We start from the raw sequence: 14,618 nt of genomic DNA, 5'->3' as shown, positions 1-14,618 counted from the left end.
ACCCCTAACCAGGGGAAACAAGTCGAACCTGCGCGAATCCGCGTATCCAAGAATTTCGGCGCGTCTCGCGACCTGGAGATTACGCGCCGTGTGTTGACCGGTCAACGCAACCGTCAACGCGGATTCCGGTCGTCCCCTGCTGTCTCTTATGTCCCCGGCTTGAGCGGATCACCATGGACTCGTCGGTATTTCACGGGCGTCGCGTCATTCGAGGGTTGCGCGACCCGATCGTGCACCGGTTCGACCTACGTGTCTCGGGGATCAGCGAGGGCGAGATCCTTTCGGACTACCCGGATTTCGAGGCTGAGGACTTCCGCGCGGTTGTTGACATAGGCCACTCGCGTGCTCGCCGCGCGGGCTTCACGCGGCGCGAACTATCGAGATTGAACAGGGGACCCGCGCCCATGAGAGCAGCGGTTGCCGGAGTCCGCCAGCGCGCTGAGTGGGTCTCGGTCGAACCGGGAAGTGTAAGCGCGTCAAGTGGGATGACGTCAACATGCGATTCGCAGAAGTGGTTCCGATTCGAACGACCGCACACTAATCTCGAACGGACGAAACGGACACTCCGAAACAGGAAGTGCTGTGCCACAAGGGTGGTACGCACGCAGGGGTAGGTAGCAGGTGGGCAATGCAGAGCCGCAGACGACTACGGCACTCTTATGAGTGGAGGCTTCGGTCCGGAGGCTGAACCGGACGGGCGAGATGATCTGGATATCCTCTCTGATCTGCAGGCCGGAACCGAGCAATACATCAGGGCTCTCGCCGAGATGGGGGTCATCATCAGGCCGGGTGTCGGTGAAATCGAAATCGACTTCACCGCACGGGCTCTCAAGATCGGGCACCTGGTCACCGAAGAGCTGAAAGAGCCCGGCAAAGTGTTCGTGTACCCGCGAGAGAGAGTGACGCTCTGGCAGCTCGGCACACTGATTCTGCATGCCGAGCGCGCAAAGATTACCGGCCCTGATCCGGCGTCCGGGTGGAGGCCGGTCGCCGATCTCGGTTGGTCCTGCGCTGTCTACCAGCCTGCCGGCTGAGTCAGCGTTCGCCGCTGGGCTGGCGATGATGCGCGCGGCGCAGCATCTCGTCATCAGCTCCGGATTGCGGTCCGATGTAGCCACCCGTGGGGGTGACCAGTGGCCCACGGGGTTGGTCTGGCGTGGCGCGCGCGGTTGGTGTGGCCTTCGCCTTTCTCACCACTTCCTTTGCGCGTTCCATCAACTCGAGCGGATCCAATTCAAGTGCGGTCGCGATGGCGTCGATGTCGTCGATGTCGAGCGCGACCTCGTTGCGCAAGCGGTCGCCGAGGTATGTCGGTGTCAAACCGGAGGCGGCGGCGAGCTGGCGTTGTGACATCGGTGGTTCTCGTCTCGCCAGCTCTGCCCGGACTTCTGCGGACAGTGCTCGAGCCCAGACCCCCGCGGATCGTTTAGCTGCCCTTCCCATGACCAAAGGGTAGCAAATAGCCGGTCAGATCGTAAAATCGTACGAATGATCGCAACCGGTTTGCATTGATCGTATTTACGATCTAGTGTTGTTCGCGTGACGATAGCTAGCGCCAAATCCAAGATGGTGGCAGCAGAGGTCCGCGCACACATGGCACGCCACCAGCCGACCTTGAACGCAGCCGATCTCGGCCGACTCTTCAAGCGCACGTGGCACTACGCGAAAGCCCGGTACGACGGCACGATCTCGTACAAGTTCGACGAGCTGATGACGATCTGCGAATGGCTCCATATCGAACTCGCCGACCTCTACAACCCCGAAAAGCCAGATCAGCAGGTGCGCGATGCCAGCTGAAACACAAACCCACCCACTCACCTACGTTGTCGAGCAGACCGGCGTGCCGTCCACAGACTGGCTGCGCCGCAAGCTCAACGCAGGCGAGATCCCTGGGCGCCGGGCGGGCCGCGAATGGCGGATGACCGATAGCGACATCGCTGCGCTCGTCGACTACATGGCTCGCCCCGCCCGGACGCAACGCATCGATACCCGACCGATTGCTGACACAGGTTCATTCACCTCCGGATTGACCCGGGGCGCTCGCCGCAACCTCCATCGCGAGCGTCACTCCGCCTGAACTTCCCGGCGTGGCATGCCGACGCCACGCCGGGAGGAGTAGGCCGGGGCGGGACTGACCGCCGGGTGACCCCCTCACACCCGCCCACCCCGCGCCTGCACCAACTTGAAAGGAAGTCTCACGTGTCCGAGCTGACCGAGGATCGCGTCCGCGAGATCGTCAACGAGGAGATGGACCGGCGCAAGGCCGAGGCTCGCTCCCGTCTGAATGACGGACTCGCGCAAGTGCGCGCCATGCGTGAGCGCGCCGCCCAGACTCCCGCCCCGGGGTCCGCCGACGAGTCCACCACATGATCAGCGAGGCGCAGCTCGAGGCCGAGCGTCACCGCATGACCCTGAGCCAACGCGTGGAAGCACGCCGCGCTCTCGACCAGGCGGCGGGAATCGAATACCCGCCGCTGTCCGATACAGCCGTCGCCACCGTGGCGCGGCTGCTCACCCCGAAGGAGATATCCGCATGATCAAGACTCTGGAACTTCTGATCACTCCGTGGCGATTCGAAACGCCGCTGCTGGTCATCCTCGGCACCTGGACGTACGGGCCGGGCCTGTGACCGCGCCGCACCAGACCGTGCGCGCGATGATCATCGCCGACGCCCGGAACGCCGGATGGAATGTGTTCAGCGACAGCATGAACTGTGTGCAGCTCACACACGGGTTCGCGGTGCTGTCGATCCTGTGGACCGGTGACGGCGAGGTGTTCGCCGCGACGCTGTCCGGAGACGGGGATATGGCGCCGGAGGGGCTGGGGTTGATCCCGGTCGCTGACCCGGTGGTGTCGCAGGCGATCCTGCTGGGCTGGATCAAGGGCACCGAGTATCACCATCCGCAGGTTCGCGACATCAGCAACGCGGCCGAGGCGATCGCCGAGCTGGACTTCGCGCGGAACCGGGTGTGGTAGTTGCGCCCGGTGCCGCGACCCGACGCAGTGACCATGCTGCGCCGGACCGCGGACCTCACCTGATCCACCCGTAACCCCAGACCGATGCCGGTAGGAATTCCCGCACACCTACCGGCATCGCCTAATCGAGGAAACAGTAGGAGTGTATCCATGAACATCACGCCCATCACCGGCAGCCCTGCCGCCGCTGACGTCGCCGCTGACCTGCGCGCCCTCGCCGACCTGGTCGAGAACGACGGCGACGGATTCGTTGCGGCCATGATCCCTGGTGCCATCGCATCCACAGTCTGGCCCGCGCACTGCGTCAGCTACGACCGAACCAGCGACCGCCGCGACTACATGGCCGAGGCCATCCGCCGATTCAAGTCGGTGGCGGTCGGGTCGATCAGCAAAAACTATCGCGATGGCGGCGAAGGCTACTTCGATGCACTTGTCCCGATGAGAGCGCTGACGATCAGGCTCACCGAACTGCGCGCCGAGGTATGCGAGCGGGTGGTCACTGGCGTCGAGACGATCACTGAAGAGGTCCCGGACCCGGAGTACATCGCTGCCGCGCCGAAGATCTTGCAGACCCGTGAGGTCGAGACCTACGAGTGGAAGTGCGCCCCGATCCTGGCCGCGAGTGCAGAGGCCGGTGAGTGATGGAGCCGAACGCGCAAGAGATCGCGCGCATCCTCACAGCTGCCGAGGCCCTGTTGCAGTCCGCCATCAGGTCGGCCGATACCGATCCGGTCGGGACCATCCGCCAAATCCAAAGTGCCATCGGCACAATGCAATCCGTCAGGGGGTTCCTGCTGTGACCATGCTCTACAAGCCACCGGCCGACACCGATCCGGAAACGATGCCGATCCCGGTGGGCAAGCATCGCCGACCCCCCAACCCTCCGCGCCGGATCTATGCGGCCAAGCCGCGTCGTGTCCCGCTGCGCACCGCCATCAATGATGGTGACCCGCTTACCTTTTGGGATGAGATGCTGTTGCTCGCCTGCGGCGGGATCTTCGGAGGATTCTTCGGGATCGTGATCGGACTGGTTTGGTGAGCGACCGATACATCGCCTTATGTGAGGCGCGTTGGGAGTCAGACGAGCGCCGGTCGGTCGAGGCCTCGATCGACTACCGACCTGAGCCGCGTCGTGGTTCTCTCGACGACCCGTTCGGGCCGAGCGACCTGGACCGGGGGTGAGTGTGAGTAATCCGGAGATCCTGTTCGATTGGCGTGAGAAGGCGGCGTGTGGGAACCACCCGACCCCGGACATGTGGGCGGCCTACCGCGGATCCCGTGACGCACGCACGGCAATAGAGATCTGCGAGGAACACTGCCCCGTCCGCGCCCACTGCGGACGCAGCGCCGTCAAACTCCGCGAGCGGCGAGGCATCCACGCCGGATACCACACCGGCACGTTCCAAGAATGGGTCGAGCTGCACGAATGGCTCGGCCTGCCCGCCCCGAAGAAATCGCGGCGCGCCGTCGATGTGGACGAGATCACCGCTACCTGCGAGTGCGGTGTGCAGTACCAGACCAACGACCGCGACCCGGATACGCAGTGCTCGATGTGCAGGCGGGGCATGGTTCCGGCCGGGCCCGCGCGCGCCCGGGTCGAGGAACTGCATCGGGCGAAGAAAGGACACCGGGCGATCGCTGCCGAAGTCGGGGTTCATCACGAGGTGATCGCCCGGTTGTTGCATGGGCAGGACTACATCAAACGCAGCACGGCCGAGAAGATCTGCGGCCGCGAGATCGCGAAAACGTCATGACCGCCGCGTATCTGGATCACTGCGTCGAGGTGCTGGCCCGTGACGCTGACCGTGATGAGTGGTTGCGGGTGCGGCGGCAGGGGATCGGTGGGTCGGACTGCTCGGCCGTGATGGGCATGATCCCGAACTACGGATCCCCGTACACGGTATGGGAGGACAAGACCGGCCGCGCCCCCGCCATCGACGAAACCGAAATCATGTTGTGGGGCAACCTACTTGAGCCCGTGATCCGCGCCGAGGCGATGCGTCGCCTCGGCCTCACCTTCACCCTGCCAGGCACGCTTCGGTCGCTGGCGCGGCCGTGGCAGCAAGCCAACCTCGACGGGTGGGCATCCGATGGCGGGGTGATCGAGTGCAAGAACACCTCGGCGTGGATGTCCGCCGATTGGGACGGCCAGATACCCGACCATGCCGAACTCCAGTGCCAGCACAACATGGCGGTCACCGGTGCAGACCATGCGTGGGCGGCCGGGCTGGTCGGCGGCAACCGGCTGCGTATCGAATGGGTCGACCGCGATGACGATCTGATCGATCTGATCAACACCGAAGAGGATCGACTCTGGCACGAGCACATCCTCACCGACACCCCGCCCCCAGCTGATCCTTCGGAAGCGACTACAGCCGCGCTGCGACGTCGGTGGCCGGTCGAGGATCGACCGCTCGAGCTGGACAGCGGCAGCGATTACGCGCTGGCCGCACAGGCCCTCGATCTCAACGCCGACTGGCATATCGGCAACGAGCAGGAGAAGGCCGGCAAGGCCGCGAAGAAACGCGCCGAGAACGCGTCCCGGTTGCTGATGCAAGGCGCGAACCGGCTGGTCGTCGACGGCGAGACCGTCGCTCGAATCCAGGGCGGCACATGGGCGTCGAAGCGGTTCGAAGAGAACGAGCCCGAAACCGCTGCCCTGTTCAAGAAGAAAGTCGAGATCGTCGACTCGGCCGCGTTGCGCGCCGAGGACCCCGAGAAGTGGGCGAAGTACCAAGCCCAGGTGTTCAAGGCAGTAGCCCTCAAACGGAAAGGATGACCGTGGGTCAGAACCTCGCGGACCGAACACGTACCGCTGTCGCTCAACGCGACGGCAACACGGGAGACACCGCCGTCGAGCAGCGGAAGAACACACCGGTGTTCGACATGATCCAGGCGGTGCGCCCCCAGCTCGAACGCGCATTGCCCGCACACCTCAACGCGGATCGGATCGCACGGCTCGCGCTCACCGCGATCCGCAAGAACCGCGAACTCGCCGAGTGCACCCCGGAATCGTTCGCTGGTGCGCTACTCACCACCTCGGCGCTCGGCCTGGAGCCGGACGTGAACGGTGAGAGCTACCTGGTGCCGTACCGGGAGTACGGGGTGTGGCAGTGCCAGTTGATCGTTGGGTACCAGGGGTACGCGAAGCTGTTCTATCAGACCCCGGTCGGTGCGCACCTGGCCGCGCACGCGGTGTACGAGGCCGACGAATTCGATTACGAGTACGGCACGAATCAGTTCCTACGGCACAAGCCTGCCCGCGTCCCGAACGAGGATCGCGGCGAAGTCCTTTACTACTACGCCAATGCCCGATTGAATTCCGGCTCATCGCATTTCGAGGTACTGACCCCCGAGCAGGTGAAGGAACTGCGTAAGGGGAAGGTCGGGCCGAAAGGCGGCATCGCCGACCCGCAACGGTGGATGGAGAAGAAGACCGCAGTACGGCAGGTGGTGAAGCTGTTGCCACGTTCGCCGATGCTGATCACCGCTGCAGCGGTCGACGACCGTGACGGCCGCGAGTTGTTCCGGGATCGGCTCGCCGAGCGGCAGGCCGAGGACGACATGGGCAGCGGGGACGTGATCGACGTGCCCGCCTCCGACATCCAGAGCAGCGACAACGAGAACGGAGACACCCAGCAGTGAGCGAACCGTACACATTGCCGCCGCACATCGCGCGCCCCGCCAACGCGCTAGTCGGCCCGCTCGTCTTCTTCCGTGGGCAGCAGGTCGCGGTCACCAGCTCCCCGCCGACCGACACCCGTGACCCACGCTATGACCGGTGCACCGATCACCATCTTGCCTGCGACTGCCGCGAGGCCGAGCAGAACGAGAACCTGCACGAACTCCGCACCGAGTACCGGCACCTGACCGACGTGCTGGCGGTCATGCTCGCCGGTCACCGCACTGCGGTCTATGTCGACGGGAACCGGCGCGAATCGCTCGACTGCCGCTGCCAGCTCTGCGAATTCGCGCGCACCGCTCACGCCGTACCGTGGGCGAACCGGACCCGCCTATCCGATACGCACGTCCCGTTCTGAAACGAGAGAGGAACACACTCACATGGCCAAGGTCACCAACCACAACGGCGACAACCACAGCACCGCCGAGGGATTCACCAAATACCGGTTCTCCGGTTCGCCCACCGACCAGTTCGAGCACCGCGGCGAGGTCGGTGAGATCCGCCGCATGTCGGTGACCGTGGAGTGCGTCGCCGAAGGATACGACGCGATCAACGACGGGGTGCGCCACCAGACCAAATGGAAGGTCACCGACGCCACCCTCGGCGAGCCGGTCGAGCGTCCCACCGATCCGCAACTCGACTTCGGCGACAGCGACGGCGAGGACTACGGCGACTACAAGGACACCAGCACACCCGACACCGACGAGGCCGAGGATGACGGCACCGTGGTCGCGTTCTCCGACCGCACCAGCACCGCCGACTGACGAATGTGCCCAGGACACAGTCACACAGTTACCAGTGATCCCAATGGGAGCCCGGCGCGCCCGAACCGCAGGTGCGCCACGGCCCCGTGGCCAATGGCGGCACTGGCGACCGCGCAATTCGTGCGGGCACTGACCGAGCACTACGCCGAGACCGGTCGACCCCTTCCCGAGCTGCGCGTCCCGGCCGGCGATGCCCATGCGTGAAATCGCCCGCGTCGCCGCCGCATTCGCCCTCGTGTTCACCGCGTACGCCGCGGTGATGTACGCGCTCGCGACGCTGGGCCCGCTGTGGTGGGAACTCTGATGCCGATCCGTCCAGAGAACCGTGACCGGTACCCGAGCGACTGGAAACAGATCAGCGATTGGGTTCGGTTCACGCGGGCCAAGGGCCGATGCGAGTGCCGCGGCGAATGCGGGCGCCCCGTCGTGCACCTGGCCGGGGATGGTCGCTGCCCGAACGAGCACGGGCAGCGCTCGCACCACACCGGCAAACCCGTGGTGCTGACCACTGCACACCTGGACCACACGCCGGAGACCAGAGACCCGGAGCTGCTGCGCGCGTTCTGCAGCGGCTGCCATTTGCACTACGACGCCGAGCATCACGCGCAAACCCGGGCAGCAACGCGGCGTGCGGAGTTGGAGGCGCAGATGGAGCCGCTGTTCGAGGTGGGTGAGGGGGAGTGATCGGGGTGCAGGTGAGAGGCGGTGTCGATGGAGCTACAGCCGGTCGGCCGGTTCGAGTGGGAGCGATGGCTACGACGCCTGACCCTCCCGCCGGGCGCGAAATACACAGCGCTGATGGCGATCACGTACGGCGATCTGGATGGGTCGCGGGTGTTCCCGGGTGTGAAGAAGTTGGCGCGGGTGATGTGTGTGGGGGAGGCCAGCGTCAAGCGGCATATGCGTGTGCTTCGCGAGGTGGGGTTGATCGAGCGGGTGAAGCAGGGCAATCGGCATGCCGAGGAGTCGGACGAGTATCGGATCACGCTGCCGTCGAATCTGATGGATCTGCCGATGCTCGATCCGGACGAGAAAGAGCTGATGTCTGGGGATCATGGGTGATCCCTGGAGTTATCCACAGGCAGGCCGGTCTAGGGATCACCGTGATACCCAGACCTGTTCGTCCCCTTCGAGTCTGGGGATCACCCGTGATCCCTAGACATCTGAAACGCAGACATGTCTGGGGATCATTTGAGCAATGTCTGGGGATCATTTCGGCAGTGTCTGGGGATCACTGTGATCCCCCACCAGTACCAAGACCAGACCACTACCAGAACCAGAGCGAGTGGCTGGCTTTCAAACGCAACTCACCACGCGCCCGCACGGGCCTGTGGATAACTACCCAAATTTTCTCCGAGGAAGGAAGACCGAACCGATGATCGAACCGACCAACCTGCTCGATCGCATCACGCTCGTCATCGAGGGTGATGCCCGCCGATCCGCCGATCCCGACCACGCGATCGCCAACCCGGGCCAGGTCGCGGCGGGCATCCTCGCCGATATCGAACTGTGCGCCGCGATCGGGAACTACGCGGCGGCGAACGACCCGCACGACGCCGTCCGCCAGCTCGAAGCGATCGATCTCGTCCTGGCCCACCTCAACGAGTACCGCACCACCGCCATCTCCGGATGGTTCGCGCTGCGCACCGAACTCGAGCGGTTCCGTCACCGTGTCGAGGAACGCCTCACCGAGGACACCGACCTCGGCACCGCCTACCTCACCTATGCCGAGCAGGCGCAGTGTTGCCATACCCCGGCTGGTGTCGGTGGCCTGATCCGTGCCGCTGTCGCCAAGACCGGCGCCACCATCACCCCCGGCCCACGTCCGGCCGATCCCACGCCCGCCGCCGATCATGGCTGACTGGACCCCCGCCGAACTCGAACTGCTCGGCCAGCTCGCGCACCGCATCGGCCACTGCATCGCGGACCCCGACGACGCAATCCAGCACCTCCGCGACGGCCACGGCTGCGGCGGCGGGGCCGGGTTCCGCTACGAGTTCACCCAGACCGCGATCCTCGGCCACTGGCACGAATGGATCCCGGTTGCGTGGGCCGCGTCCGACGACATCCGACCGGCAGGCCAGCCGATCAAATGGCGTGAGGGCGCGCTGCTTCGCGAGGCGCGGGTGAGTTACCGCCGCCTGCAACGGTGGTGCGAATCGCTCCCTGCGGAGGTACGTGCTCAGGCGCTGACGTGGTGGCGGACGTACCCGGAGAACACGCGCGACCTCGCGGCCCTGATCCGGCTCACCCGCGCCGCTCTAGCCAGTGAATTCGACCTGATCCCAGGCGCCCGCCCGACCCAATCCACGCTGTTCGACCTATGAGGAGACCATCACCGATGCCTGACCGCCAGCTCGAAGCCGCTCAGCGCCTCGCTGCCGCCACACCCAACCCGACCCCCTCGGGAACCCCCGCCGAGCCGTCTACGGCACAGCCAGCCCGCCGGAATCGCGGATACAGTCCGACCGTCACCACGCGTTCGCCGTTCGCGCCGCCGCTGCCACCCGCGACCGCCCGCCGCCAACTGCTCAGTCCGGCCGACTGGCCGGCTGGACTCACCGACGACGCCGCTCGCCGCGCAGGCGAGATCACCGCCGACTACCTCGCCGACGTGATCGACCTGCTCGCGCTCGCCGAATCCCACGACCTCGCACACGGCGACCAAGGCGAACGCGAAACCCTGCGCATCCTCGGCGCCGCCACCGTCGAGGCCGCCAGCTGCATCGGATGGCGGCCCCCGCCCGCACCGCCCGCCACCTTCGGCGCGCCCGCCACCAACGAGATCGAAGCAATCGCACTCGCCTGGCTGCGACACCACGGCTACACCGACGAACAGATCCGTATCGCCGGAACCCAGTCCTGCCACGACGCCGGATGCGAACCGTTCGACGCCAGCTACTACGGTGCCGAGTTCGCAGGCCAAACCACCTACAACTGCATCGACGAGGACGGCAAATCCCGCCACCCCCTCCGCGACGAAATCGCCAACGCATGCGACCTGGCGAACGTCGCACTCGAAGCACTCGCCGAATACCGGACACCGGTCGGGTACATCACCGGCTACCGCAGCGACCTTTCCGACTGGCTCATCGAATACGACGGCCAACCCTTCCCCACCCAGCAGGCCGCACTCGACGACTGCCGCGACGCCGCCGAGCACACCATCCCGGGCCTGACTCCCCGCGTGCTCACCGTCTACGACGACACCGACGAACCGCACCGAGCAACCCCGGCCACCACACCGACACACCAGCGCGGCGACAGCATCACCGAACTCGCGCAGCTGCTCGAACTGCCCGCGCGCACCGTCCTCGAAATCCGCGACGGCCGCGCCGCCCGACTCACCAGCTTCGCCCGCCGCAACAGCGATGCGCGCGAGGCCCACCTCGAAAACTGCGAGGGCGGACGCCTCCTCACCGCCCGCCACCTCCCCGCCACCATCCTGTCCATCGGCGACGGTGGTGCCGAATGAGCCGCGACTACATCGACGAACTCGTCGACGCCTCCCTCGAACGCGGACGCCGCCTCGGCTACTACACGCCACCACGCAGGCCCGCGCCCACACCAGAACCCACGCGGCCCGAACCCGTCACCGCACCAGCCTGCGAGACCTGCAACGACACAGGACGAGTCGCGTGTTGGTCACCCGGCGGACTCTGCGCCGACGCGCCCGGCCCCTGCGAAGCGTGCGGCCCCTGCACCCAATGCGACCACCAACCCGCACCGATCCCCGAACCCGCCACCCCCAACCTGCTCGGCCTCGCCCGCGACGCCATCACCGCCGCACTCCACCTCATCGGAAGGAACCGCCGCTGATTCCCGATTGGCTCGCCCTGCTCTGGCTCCATCTGTTCGGCACCGGCGGCAGCGTCCCACCGCTGCGCCACCATCCGTAAATCCCTGCGGCACAAAGGAACCCACCATGAACAACCTCACCGAACTCCGCACCGAAATCGCCCGCCGACTCGACAAACACCGCACCAGCTCCACCCGATACGGCGACGAGTACAAGAACCCGGTCCGTAAGGGCTACGACCTCGCCCTCACCGAAGTACTCGAACTGATCGACGACCCTGACGACCAGGCCGACGACAACCCCGGCCCGCGCGAACCCGGCAGCGACCCCGACCACGAAACCGACCGGGCACGCGGCGCAGCGAACGGACTCTGATGGGCACACGCATCGAACGAATCCGCCACGCCCGCAACAACTGGCGACGCCGAGCCCTCACCGCCGAAGCCGCACTCGAACGCGCCACACGCCACGGCGGCGACATCGAACGCACCATCCTCACCGGCACCGACTTCAACGGCTGCACCGACCGCAACCCCAACTACTGCGACTGCGCCACCTGGACGCCGATCCGGTGCGCATCCTGCGGCGAGATCCTGAACGACGGCAGCGAGGTGTTCTGGAGATACAGCGCGACACCGTGGTTCGCCGAAGACGAGCCCGGCCGATGGGACGCCGACCACTGGCACGTCGAGTGCGACGGAGGAGTCAACGCCGACTTGGTCAAGACCGAGTAGCAGCCATGCGCAAACCCCGGCGCAACCGAACCCCAAGCCTCGACTTCCTCGCCGACCGCGACAAAGCCGAAACCGTCCCCTGCCGCGAATGCGGCGAACCCGCCGGCCAAACCTGCACCCGACCCGAACCACACACCAGCAACCGGCTACCCCTCACCAACCTCCCCGCCCACACCAGCCGCCTCACCGACGCCAACGCACAAGGAGACAACCCCACGTGACCACCGTCATCGGCCTCGACCCCAGCCTCACCGGCACCGGACTCGCCATCATCACCATCCCGGACGGCGGCATCACGCTCACCACCATCGCCTCGACCGGCAAGAAGGGCGCGACCTGGCAGCAGCGTCACGACCGCCTCGTCAAACTCCGCAATGACGTGATGCGCCCCATCCCCCGAACCACCAGCCTCGCCGTCATGGAAGGACCATCGTTCGCTTCCACCGGCGCAGGCCAACACGACCGGGCGTGGTACTGGGGCAAGCTGTACGACGCCCTCACCGCCCTCGGCATCCCGGTCGCGGTGTGCCCACCCAAGACCCGCGCGAAGTGGTGCTGTGACAACGGCAACGCGGGCAAGGCCGATGTCGCGATGGGCATAAGCCACATGTGGCCCGAGGTGTCGATCCGCGGTGACGACCAGGCCGACGCCCTGTGCTTCGCCTCGATCGCTGCACAGCACCTCGGCCTGCCCGTCCCGTATCGGGTGCTCGAACGGCACAAGCTCGCGATCTCCAAGCTCGAATGGCCAGCCCCGGCCGCCCCTGCGTAGACAGATAATCTAGGTAACAGTCGTACTGTCACTACATTCGAGAGGCGGGTGGATCCATGCCGAGAACCCGGCGCAAATCCGCGGCCCTGGCCACCCGCCGCGAGGAAGCCCTCGCCCTGTACCTGTCCGGGAAGACCTATCAGCAGGTCGCCGACGAGCTGCACTACTACGACAGGTCGACCGCCTACCGCGCTATCAGCACAGCGTTGGCGGAGTCGGCGGCGCGCACCGATCAGCTCGCCGAGCAAGCCCGCCCGATCTTCCTCGCGAAACTCGAAATGCTGTGGCGCGTCAACTGGGAACGCCACGAAGCCAGCGGCGACCCGCGTGCGGGCGAGCTGTGCATGAAGGTGCTGGACCGGTTCGCGCGCCTTCACGGATTGGACGCGCCGGTGAAGGTCGAGGCGACGGTGGTCACCCGCACCCAGCTCGACGCGGATATCGAGCAGCTGCTCGCCGCGGTCCGCGAACTCCCGCAACCCCAAACCCCAACCGCTCCACCCGAACCCGCTATCGAAAGGACCCCATGGACACCACCACCGGCCTCGCAGATCCCGGTCCCGGAATGACCCTCACCGCGCAGCAGGTCCGGCCGAAGGATCCCGGCCAGCTCGTCGCCGTCCAGTGGTGCGGCAGGATCGAACACACGCGTGATGTCATCGGCTGGATCGTCATGAACGGCGGCACAGTCACGTTTGTATTCCCCGGCCAAGACCACCCCATGCGCCGCCCGAACGAGTCACCACGCCCGTCGTTCCTCGCTATCGACAGCGACGGCGGGCCGAGCCGCGTCGACATCGGCGATTGGATCCTGCGCGTGACGACCGGCCACTTCTTCGCTATGACACCGGCCGGGTACGCCGACACCTACGAGCCGATCAGCGTCGCCGCCCGCGCGCACTACGTCGACGAATGCGCGACAGCCGCGCTCACTGACCAGCTGGCCGACGAGCTGTATCCGGACGAAGCACTGAGCGCCTACCGGCGGTACAAGGCGAACGCTCCCGAGGAGACCAGCCCCACCCCGGCGCCGGTCGCCGAGCCGTCGCCACCGATCGCGGGCCTCGTCGCCGTGCTGGTCGAGCAGCTGCAGCTGTCGAACGTGATCGCTGCGCTCACCGCCACCGCCGACAGCCTCGAGCTGGTCAACGGGATCGACGTCCAAGAGGCCGAGGTGTACGTGCGCGCGCACATCGGCGACATCATCAACCCGCCCCGCGACTGACCATGATCAGCCTCTACGCAGCGCTGCCTGCCGTCGGTGAGATCGTGTACGCCATCGACCTCGACCCCGCCGAGACCGCGATCGAAACCAGGTACGCCGGTACCCGCCCATACCTCGCGGGCAGCGTGTACATCAATCCCCACCTTGCCCGCCACCTCGCCCGCCATATGGCCGATGCCGTCCACTGGGTTGTCATCGACGGCGCGTTCGTGCGCGTCCACCGGATCTCCATCGAACTGGCCACCGATTACACCGTCGAGCGTGGCGTGATCGAGGTCGACCAGTCCACCGAGCACATCCCGTTCACCCGCATCCCGGCCACTGGGGTTCCGGGGTTGCGTGTGGTCGAGCCTTCGCCACCCCGCCCGCCAGCGGAGTGGATGCAGGCCGAGGTAGAGCGCGCCCTCCGCGACCACCAGGCCGCCCGGGATATGGCGGCCGCGGTGAACGAAGTGTTCGCGTCGATGACCGGAGACGACTGATGCCTGCCGTGTTCGTACGCACCCACACCTACATCACGTTCGCGAACCCGCATCTCGTGTGCCAGCACTGCCGCCAGCCCGTACCCCGCATGCACGACAGCGAAGCCTGCGGATGCGAGATCGGCGCATGGAACGAACCATGCCAGCACACCGCGGGCACGATATCCCGCTGCCCGACATGGGG

Annotated in this window: 28 protein-coding genes; 27 read left to right on the top strand and 1 reads right to left on the bottom strand. The window is 66.1% G+C overall.

Annotated features, from left to right (window positions below; all coding sequences use genetic code 11):
* Positions 1–173 precede the first annotated feature (173 nt).
* Together ACW2Q0_RS28490 and ACW2Q0_RS28485 are read left to right on the top strand one after the other, a co-directional pair.
* Positions 174–614, top strand: a complete 441-nt coding sequence (locus ACW2Q0_RS28490) for a DUF433 domain-containing protein (RefSeq protein WP_457194008.1) — start codon at positions 174–176, stop codon at positions 612–614.
* Between the two features lie 45 nt (positions 615–659).
* A complete protein-coding gene (locus tag ACW2Q0_RS28485) occupies positions 660–1,034 on the top strand; it encodes a hypothetical protein (protein ID WP_457194007.1) in 375 nt (124 codons plus the stop codon).
* Position 1,035: 1 nt separating this feature from the next.
* Here ACW2Q0_RS28485 and ACW2Q0_RS28480 read toward each other — a convergent pair whose 3' ends face one another.
* Positions 1,036–1,353 carry a helix-turn-helix domain-containing protein gene (locus ACW2Q0_RS28480; RefSeq protein ID WP_457194006.1) on the bottom strand — a complete coding sequence of 106 codons (318 nt, stop codon included), beginning with the start codon at positions 1,351–1,353 and terminating at the stop codon, positions 1,036–1,038.
* 186 nt (positions 1,354–1,539) lie between these two features.
* Here ACW2Q0_RS28480 and ACW2Q0_RS28475 point away from each other — a divergent pair, with 186 nt between their 5' ends.
* The 25 genes from ACW2Q0_RS28475 to ACW2Q0_RS28355 all read left to right on the top strand — a co-directional run bounded on the left by ACW2Q0_RS28475 (position 1,540) and on the right by ACW2Q0_RS28355 (position 14,434).
* Positions 1,540–1,797, top strand: a complete 258-nt coding sequence (locus ACW2Q0_RS28475; protein WP_457194005.1) for a hypothetical protein — start codon at positions 1,540–1,542, stop codon at positions 1,795–1,797.
* Positions 1,787–2,077: a helix-turn-helix domain-containing protein gene (locus ACW2Q0_RS28470; RefSeq protein WP_457194004.1), complete on the top strand. Its 291-nt coding sequence runs from the start codon at positions 1,787–1,789 to the stop codon at positions 2,075–2,077. The genes ACW2Q0_RS28475 and ACW2Q0_RS28470 overlap by 11 nt, the downstream gene beginning before the upstream one ends.
* A 122-nt stretch (positions 2,078–2,199) precedes the next feature.
* Positions 2,200–2,370, top strand: coding sequence for a hypothetical protein (locus ACW2Q0_RS28465; protein ID WP_457194003.1), 171 nt, complete (start codon positions 2,200–2,202; stop codon positions 2,368–2,370).
* A complete protein-coding gene (locus ACW2Q0_RS28460) occupies positions 2,367–2,537 on the top strand; it encodes a hypothetical protein (RefSeq protein WP_457194002.1) in 171 nt (56 codons plus the stop codon). Before ACW2Q0_RS28465 ends, ACW2Q0_RS28460 begins: the two co-directional genes overlap by 4 nt.
* An 88-nt stretch (positions 2,538–2,625) precedes the next feature.
* The gene (locus tag ACW2Q0_RS28455) at positions 2,626–2,976 is read left to right on the top strand and encodes a hypothetical protein (RefSeq protein ID WP_457194001.1); all 351 of its coding nucleotides are present in this window, start codon (positions 2,626–2,628) and stop codon (positions 2,974–2,976) included.
* Positions 2,977–3,126: 150 nt separating this feature from the next.
* Positions 3,127–3,618: a hypothetical protein gene (locus ACW2Q0_RS28450; RefSeq protein WP_457194000.1), complete on the top strand. Its 492-nt coding sequence runs from the start codon at positions 3,127–3,129 to the stop codon at positions 3,616–3,618.
* On the top strand, positions 3,615–3,776 hold the full coding sequence (locus tag ACW2Q0_RS28445; RefSeq protein ID WP_457193999.1) for a hypothetical protein: 162 nt from the start codon (positions 3,615–3,617) through the stop codon (positions 3,774–3,776). Before ACW2Q0_RS28450 ends, ACW2Q0_RS28445 begins: the two co-directional genes overlap by 4 nt.
* The gene (locus ACW2Q0_RS28440) at positions 3,773–4,015 is read left to right on the top strand and encodes a hypothetical protein (protein WP_457193998.1); all 243 of its coding nucleotides are present in this window, start codon (positions 3,773–3,775) and stop codon (positions 4,013–4,015) included. Before ACW2Q0_RS28445 ends, ACW2Q0_RS28440 begins: the two co-directional genes overlap by 4 nt.
* A 145-nt stretch (positions 4,016–4,160) precedes the next feature.
* Positions 4,161–4,730 carry a WhiB family transcriptional regulator gene (locus tag ACW2Q0_RS28435; protein WP_457193997.1) on the top strand — a complete coding sequence of 190 codons (570 nt, stop codon included), beginning with the start codon at positions 4,161–4,163 and terminating at the stop codon, positions 4,728–4,730.
* Positions 4,727–5,755, top strand: a complete 1,029-nt coding sequence (locus tag ACW2Q0_RS28430) for a YqaJ viral recombinase family nuclease (protein ID WP_457193996.1) — start codon at positions 4,727–4,729, stop codon at positions 5,753–5,755. Before ACW2Q0_RS28435 ends, ACW2Q0_RS28430 begins: the two co-directional genes overlap by 4 nt.
* A gap of 2 nt (positions 5,756–5,757) precedes the next feature.
* The gene (locus tag ACW2Q0_RS28425; RefSeq protein ID WP_457193995.1) at positions 5,758–6,621 is read left to right on the top strand and encodes a recombinase RecT; all 864 of its coding nucleotides are present in this window, start codon (positions 5,758–5,760) and stop codon (positions 6,619–6,621) included.
* On the top strand, positions 6,618–7,016 hold the full coding sequence (locus ACW2Q0_RS28420; RefSeq protein ID WP_457193994.1) for a hypothetical protein: 399 nt from the start codon (positions 6,618–6,620) through the stop codon (positions 7,014–7,016). Before ACW2Q0_RS28425 ends, ACW2Q0_RS28420 begins: the two co-directional genes overlap by 4 nt.
* Positions 7,017–7,038: 22 nt before the next feature.
* Positions 7,039–7,422, top strand: a complete 384-nt coding sequence (locus ACW2Q0_RS28415) for a DUF7171 family protein (RefSeq protein ID WP_457193993.1) — start codon at positions 7,039–7,041, stop codon at positions 7,420–7,422.
* Between the two features lie 303 nt (positions 7,423–7,725).
* Complete coding sequence (locus ACW2Q0_RS28410; RefSeq protein WP_457193992.1) at positions 7,726–8,106, top strand: hypothetical protein; 381 nt, start codon at positions 7,726–7,728, stop codon at positions 8,104–8,106.
* Positions 8,107–8,133: 27 nt separating this feature from the next.
* Positions 8,134–8,484, top strand: a complete 351-nt coding sequence (locus tag ACW2Q0_RS28405) for a hypothetical protein (RefSeq protein ID WP_457193991.1) — start codon at positions 8,134–8,136, stop codon at positions 8,482–8,484.
* Positions 8,485–8,797: 313 nt separating this feature from the next.
* Entirely contained in the window at positions 8,798–9,283 is a 486-nt protein-coding gene (locus ACW2Q0_RS28400) for a hypothetical protein (protein WP_457193990.1), read from the top strand.
* Positions 9,276–9,749 (top strand): hypothetical protein, encoded by a 474-nt coding sequence (locus ACW2Q0_RS28395; protein ID WP_457193989.1) that lies wholly within the window; start codon positions 9,276–9,278, stop codon positions 9,747–9,749. The genes ACW2Q0_RS28400 and ACW2Q0_RS28395 overlap by 8 nt, the downstream gene beginning before the upstream one ends.
* A 14-nt stretch (positions 9,750–9,763) precedes the next feature.
* Positions 9,764–10,897 (top strand): hypothetical protein, encoded by a 1,134-nt coding sequence (locus tag ACW2Q0_RS28390; protein ID WP_457193988.1) that lies wholly within the window; start codon positions 9,764–9,766, stop codon positions 10,895–10,897.
* A complete protein-coding gene (locus tag ACW2Q0_RS28385; RefSeq protein WP_457193987.1) occupies positions 10,894–11,241 on the top strand; it encodes a hypothetical protein in 348 nt (115 codons plus the stop codon). The genes ACW2Q0_RS28390 and ACW2Q0_RS28385 overlap by 4 nt, the downstream gene beginning before the upstream one ends.
* Positions 11,242–11,347: 106 nt before the next feature.
* Positions 11,348–11,596 (top strand): hypothetical protein, encoded by a 249-nt coding sequence (locus tag ACW2Q0_RS28380; protein WP_457193986.1) that lies wholly within the window; start codon positions 11,348–11,350, stop codon positions 11,594–11,596.
* A complete protein-coding gene (locus ACW2Q0_RS28375) occupies positions 11,596–11,955 on the top strand; it encodes a hypothetical protein (protein ID WP_457193985.1) in 360 nt (119 codons plus the stop codon). The genes ACW2Q0_RS28380 and ACW2Q0_RS28375 overlap by 1 nt, the downstream gene beginning before the upstream one ends.
* A 217-nt stretch (positions 11,956–12,172) precedes the next feature.
* Entirely contained in the window at positions 12,173–12,727 is a 555-nt protein-coding gene (locus tag ACW2Q0_RS28370) for a hypothetical protein (RefSeq protein WP_457193984.1), read from the top strand.
* Positions 12,728–12,783: 56 nt separating this feature from the next.
* Positions 12,784–13,296 carry a hypothetical protein gene (locus tag ACW2Q0_RS28365; protein ID WP_457193983.1) on the top strand — a complete coding sequence of 171 codons (513 nt, stop codon included), beginning with the start codon at positions 12,784–12,786 and terminating at the stop codon, positions 13,294–13,296.
* The gene (locus ACW2Q0_RS28360; RefSeq protein WP_457193982.1) at positions 13,254–13,952 is read left to right on the top strand and encodes a hypothetical protein; all 699 of its coding nucleotides are present in this window, start codon (positions 13,254–13,256) and stop codon (positions 13,950–13,952) included. Before ACW2Q0_RS28365 ends, ACW2Q0_RS28360 begins: the two co-directional genes overlap by 43 nt.
* A 2-nt stretch (positions 13,953–13,954) precedes the next feature.
* Complete coding sequence (locus ACW2Q0_RS28355) at positions 13,955–14,434, top strand: hypothetical protein (protein ID WP_457193981.1); 480 nt, start codon at positions 13,955–13,957, stop codon at positions 14,432–14,434.
* Positions 14,435–14,618 lie beyond the last annotated feature (184 nt).

This window comes from Nocardia citri, from assembly GCF_054065835.1.
This window is presented reverse-complemented; position numbering and strand designations above follow the sequence as displayed.

What these genes read in the sequence shown, in the direction of transcription:
- ACW2Q0_RS28490 (WP_457194008.1), top strand. Translation starts at nt 174, where the DNA reads ATGGACTCGTCGGTATTTCACGGGCGTCGCGTCATTCGAGGGTTGCGC.
- ACW2Q0_RS28485 (WP_457194007.1), top strand. Translation starts at nt 660, where the DNA reads ATGAGTGGAGGCTTCGGTCCGGAGGCTGAACCGGACGGGCGAGATGAT.
- ACW2Q0_RS28480 (WP_457194006.1), bottom strand. Translation starts at nt 1,353, where the DNA reads ATGTCACAACGCCAGCTCGCCGCCGCCTCCGGTTTGACACCGACATAC.
- ACW2Q0_RS28470 (WP_457194004.1), top strand. Translation starts at nt 1,787, where the DNA reads ATGCCAGCTGAAACACAAACCCACCCACTCACCTACGTTGTCGAGCAG.
- ACW2Q0_RS28460 (WP_457194002.1), top strand. Translation starts at nt 2,367, where the DNA reads ATGATCAGCGAGGCGCAGCTCGAGGCCGAGCGTCACCGCATGACCCTG.
- ACW2Q0_RS28450 (WP_457194000.1), top strand. Translation starts at nt 3,127, where the DNA reads ATGAACATCACGCCCATCACCGGCAGCCCTGCCGCCGCTGACGTCGCC.
- ACW2Q0_RS28430 (WP_457193996.1), top strand. Translation starts at nt 4,727, where the DNA reads ATGACCGCCGCGTATCTGGATCACTGCGTCGAGGTGCTGGCCCGTGAC.
- ACW2Q0_RS28415 (WP_457193993.1), top strand. Translation starts at nt 7,039, where the DNA reads ATGGCCAAGGTCACCAACCACAACGGCGACAACCACAGCACCGCCGAG.
- ACW2Q0_RS28410 (WP_457193992.1), top strand. Translation starts at nt 7,726, where the DNA reads ATGCCGATCCGTCCAGAGAACCGTGACCGGTACCCGAGCGACTGGAAA.
- ACW2Q0_RS28405 (WP_457193991.1), top strand. Translation starts at nt 8,134, where the DNA reads ATGGAGCTACAGCCGGTCGGCCGGTTCGAGTGGGAGCGATGGCTACGA.
- ACW2Q0_RS28400 (WP_457193990.1), top strand. Translation starts at nt 8,798, where the DNA reads ATGATCGAACCGACCAACCTGCTCGATCGCATCACGCTCGTCATCGAG.
- ACW2Q0_RS28395 (WP_457193989.1), top strand. Translation starts at nt 9,276, where the DNA reads ATGGCTGACTGGACCCCCGCCGAACTCGAACTGCTCGGCCAGCTCGCG.
- ACW2Q0_RS28390 (WP_457193988.1), top strand. Translation starts at nt 9,764, where the DNA reads ATGCCTGACCGCCAGCTCGAAGCCGCTCAGCGCCTCGCTGCCGCCACA.
- ACW2Q0_RS28385 (WP_457193987.1), top strand. Translation starts at nt 10,894, where the DNA reads ATGAGCCGCGACTACATCGACGAACTCGTCGACGCCTCCCTCGAACGC.
- ACW2Q0_RS28380 (WP_457193986.1), top strand. Translation starts at nt 11,348, where the DNA reads ATGAACAACCTCACCGAACTCCGCACCGAAATCGCCCGCCGACTCGAC.
- ACW2Q0_RS28375 (WP_457193985.1), top strand. Translation starts at nt 11,596, where the DNA reads ATGGGCACACGCATCGAACGAATCCGCCACGCCCGCAACAACTGGCGA.
- ACW2Q0_RS28365 (WP_457193983.1), top strand. Translation starts at nt 12,784, where the DNA reads ATGCCGAGAACCCGGCGCAAATCCGCGGCCCTGGCCACCCGCCGCGAG.
- ACW2Q0_RS28360 (WP_457193982.1), top strand. Translation starts at nt 13,254, where the DNA reads ATGGACACCACCACCGGCCTCGCAGATCCCGGTCCCGGAATGACCCTC.
- ACW2Q0_RS28355 (WP_457193981.1), top strand. Translation starts at nt 13,955, where the DNA reads ATGATCAGCCTCTACGCAGCGCTGCCTGCCGTCGGTGAGATCGTGTAC.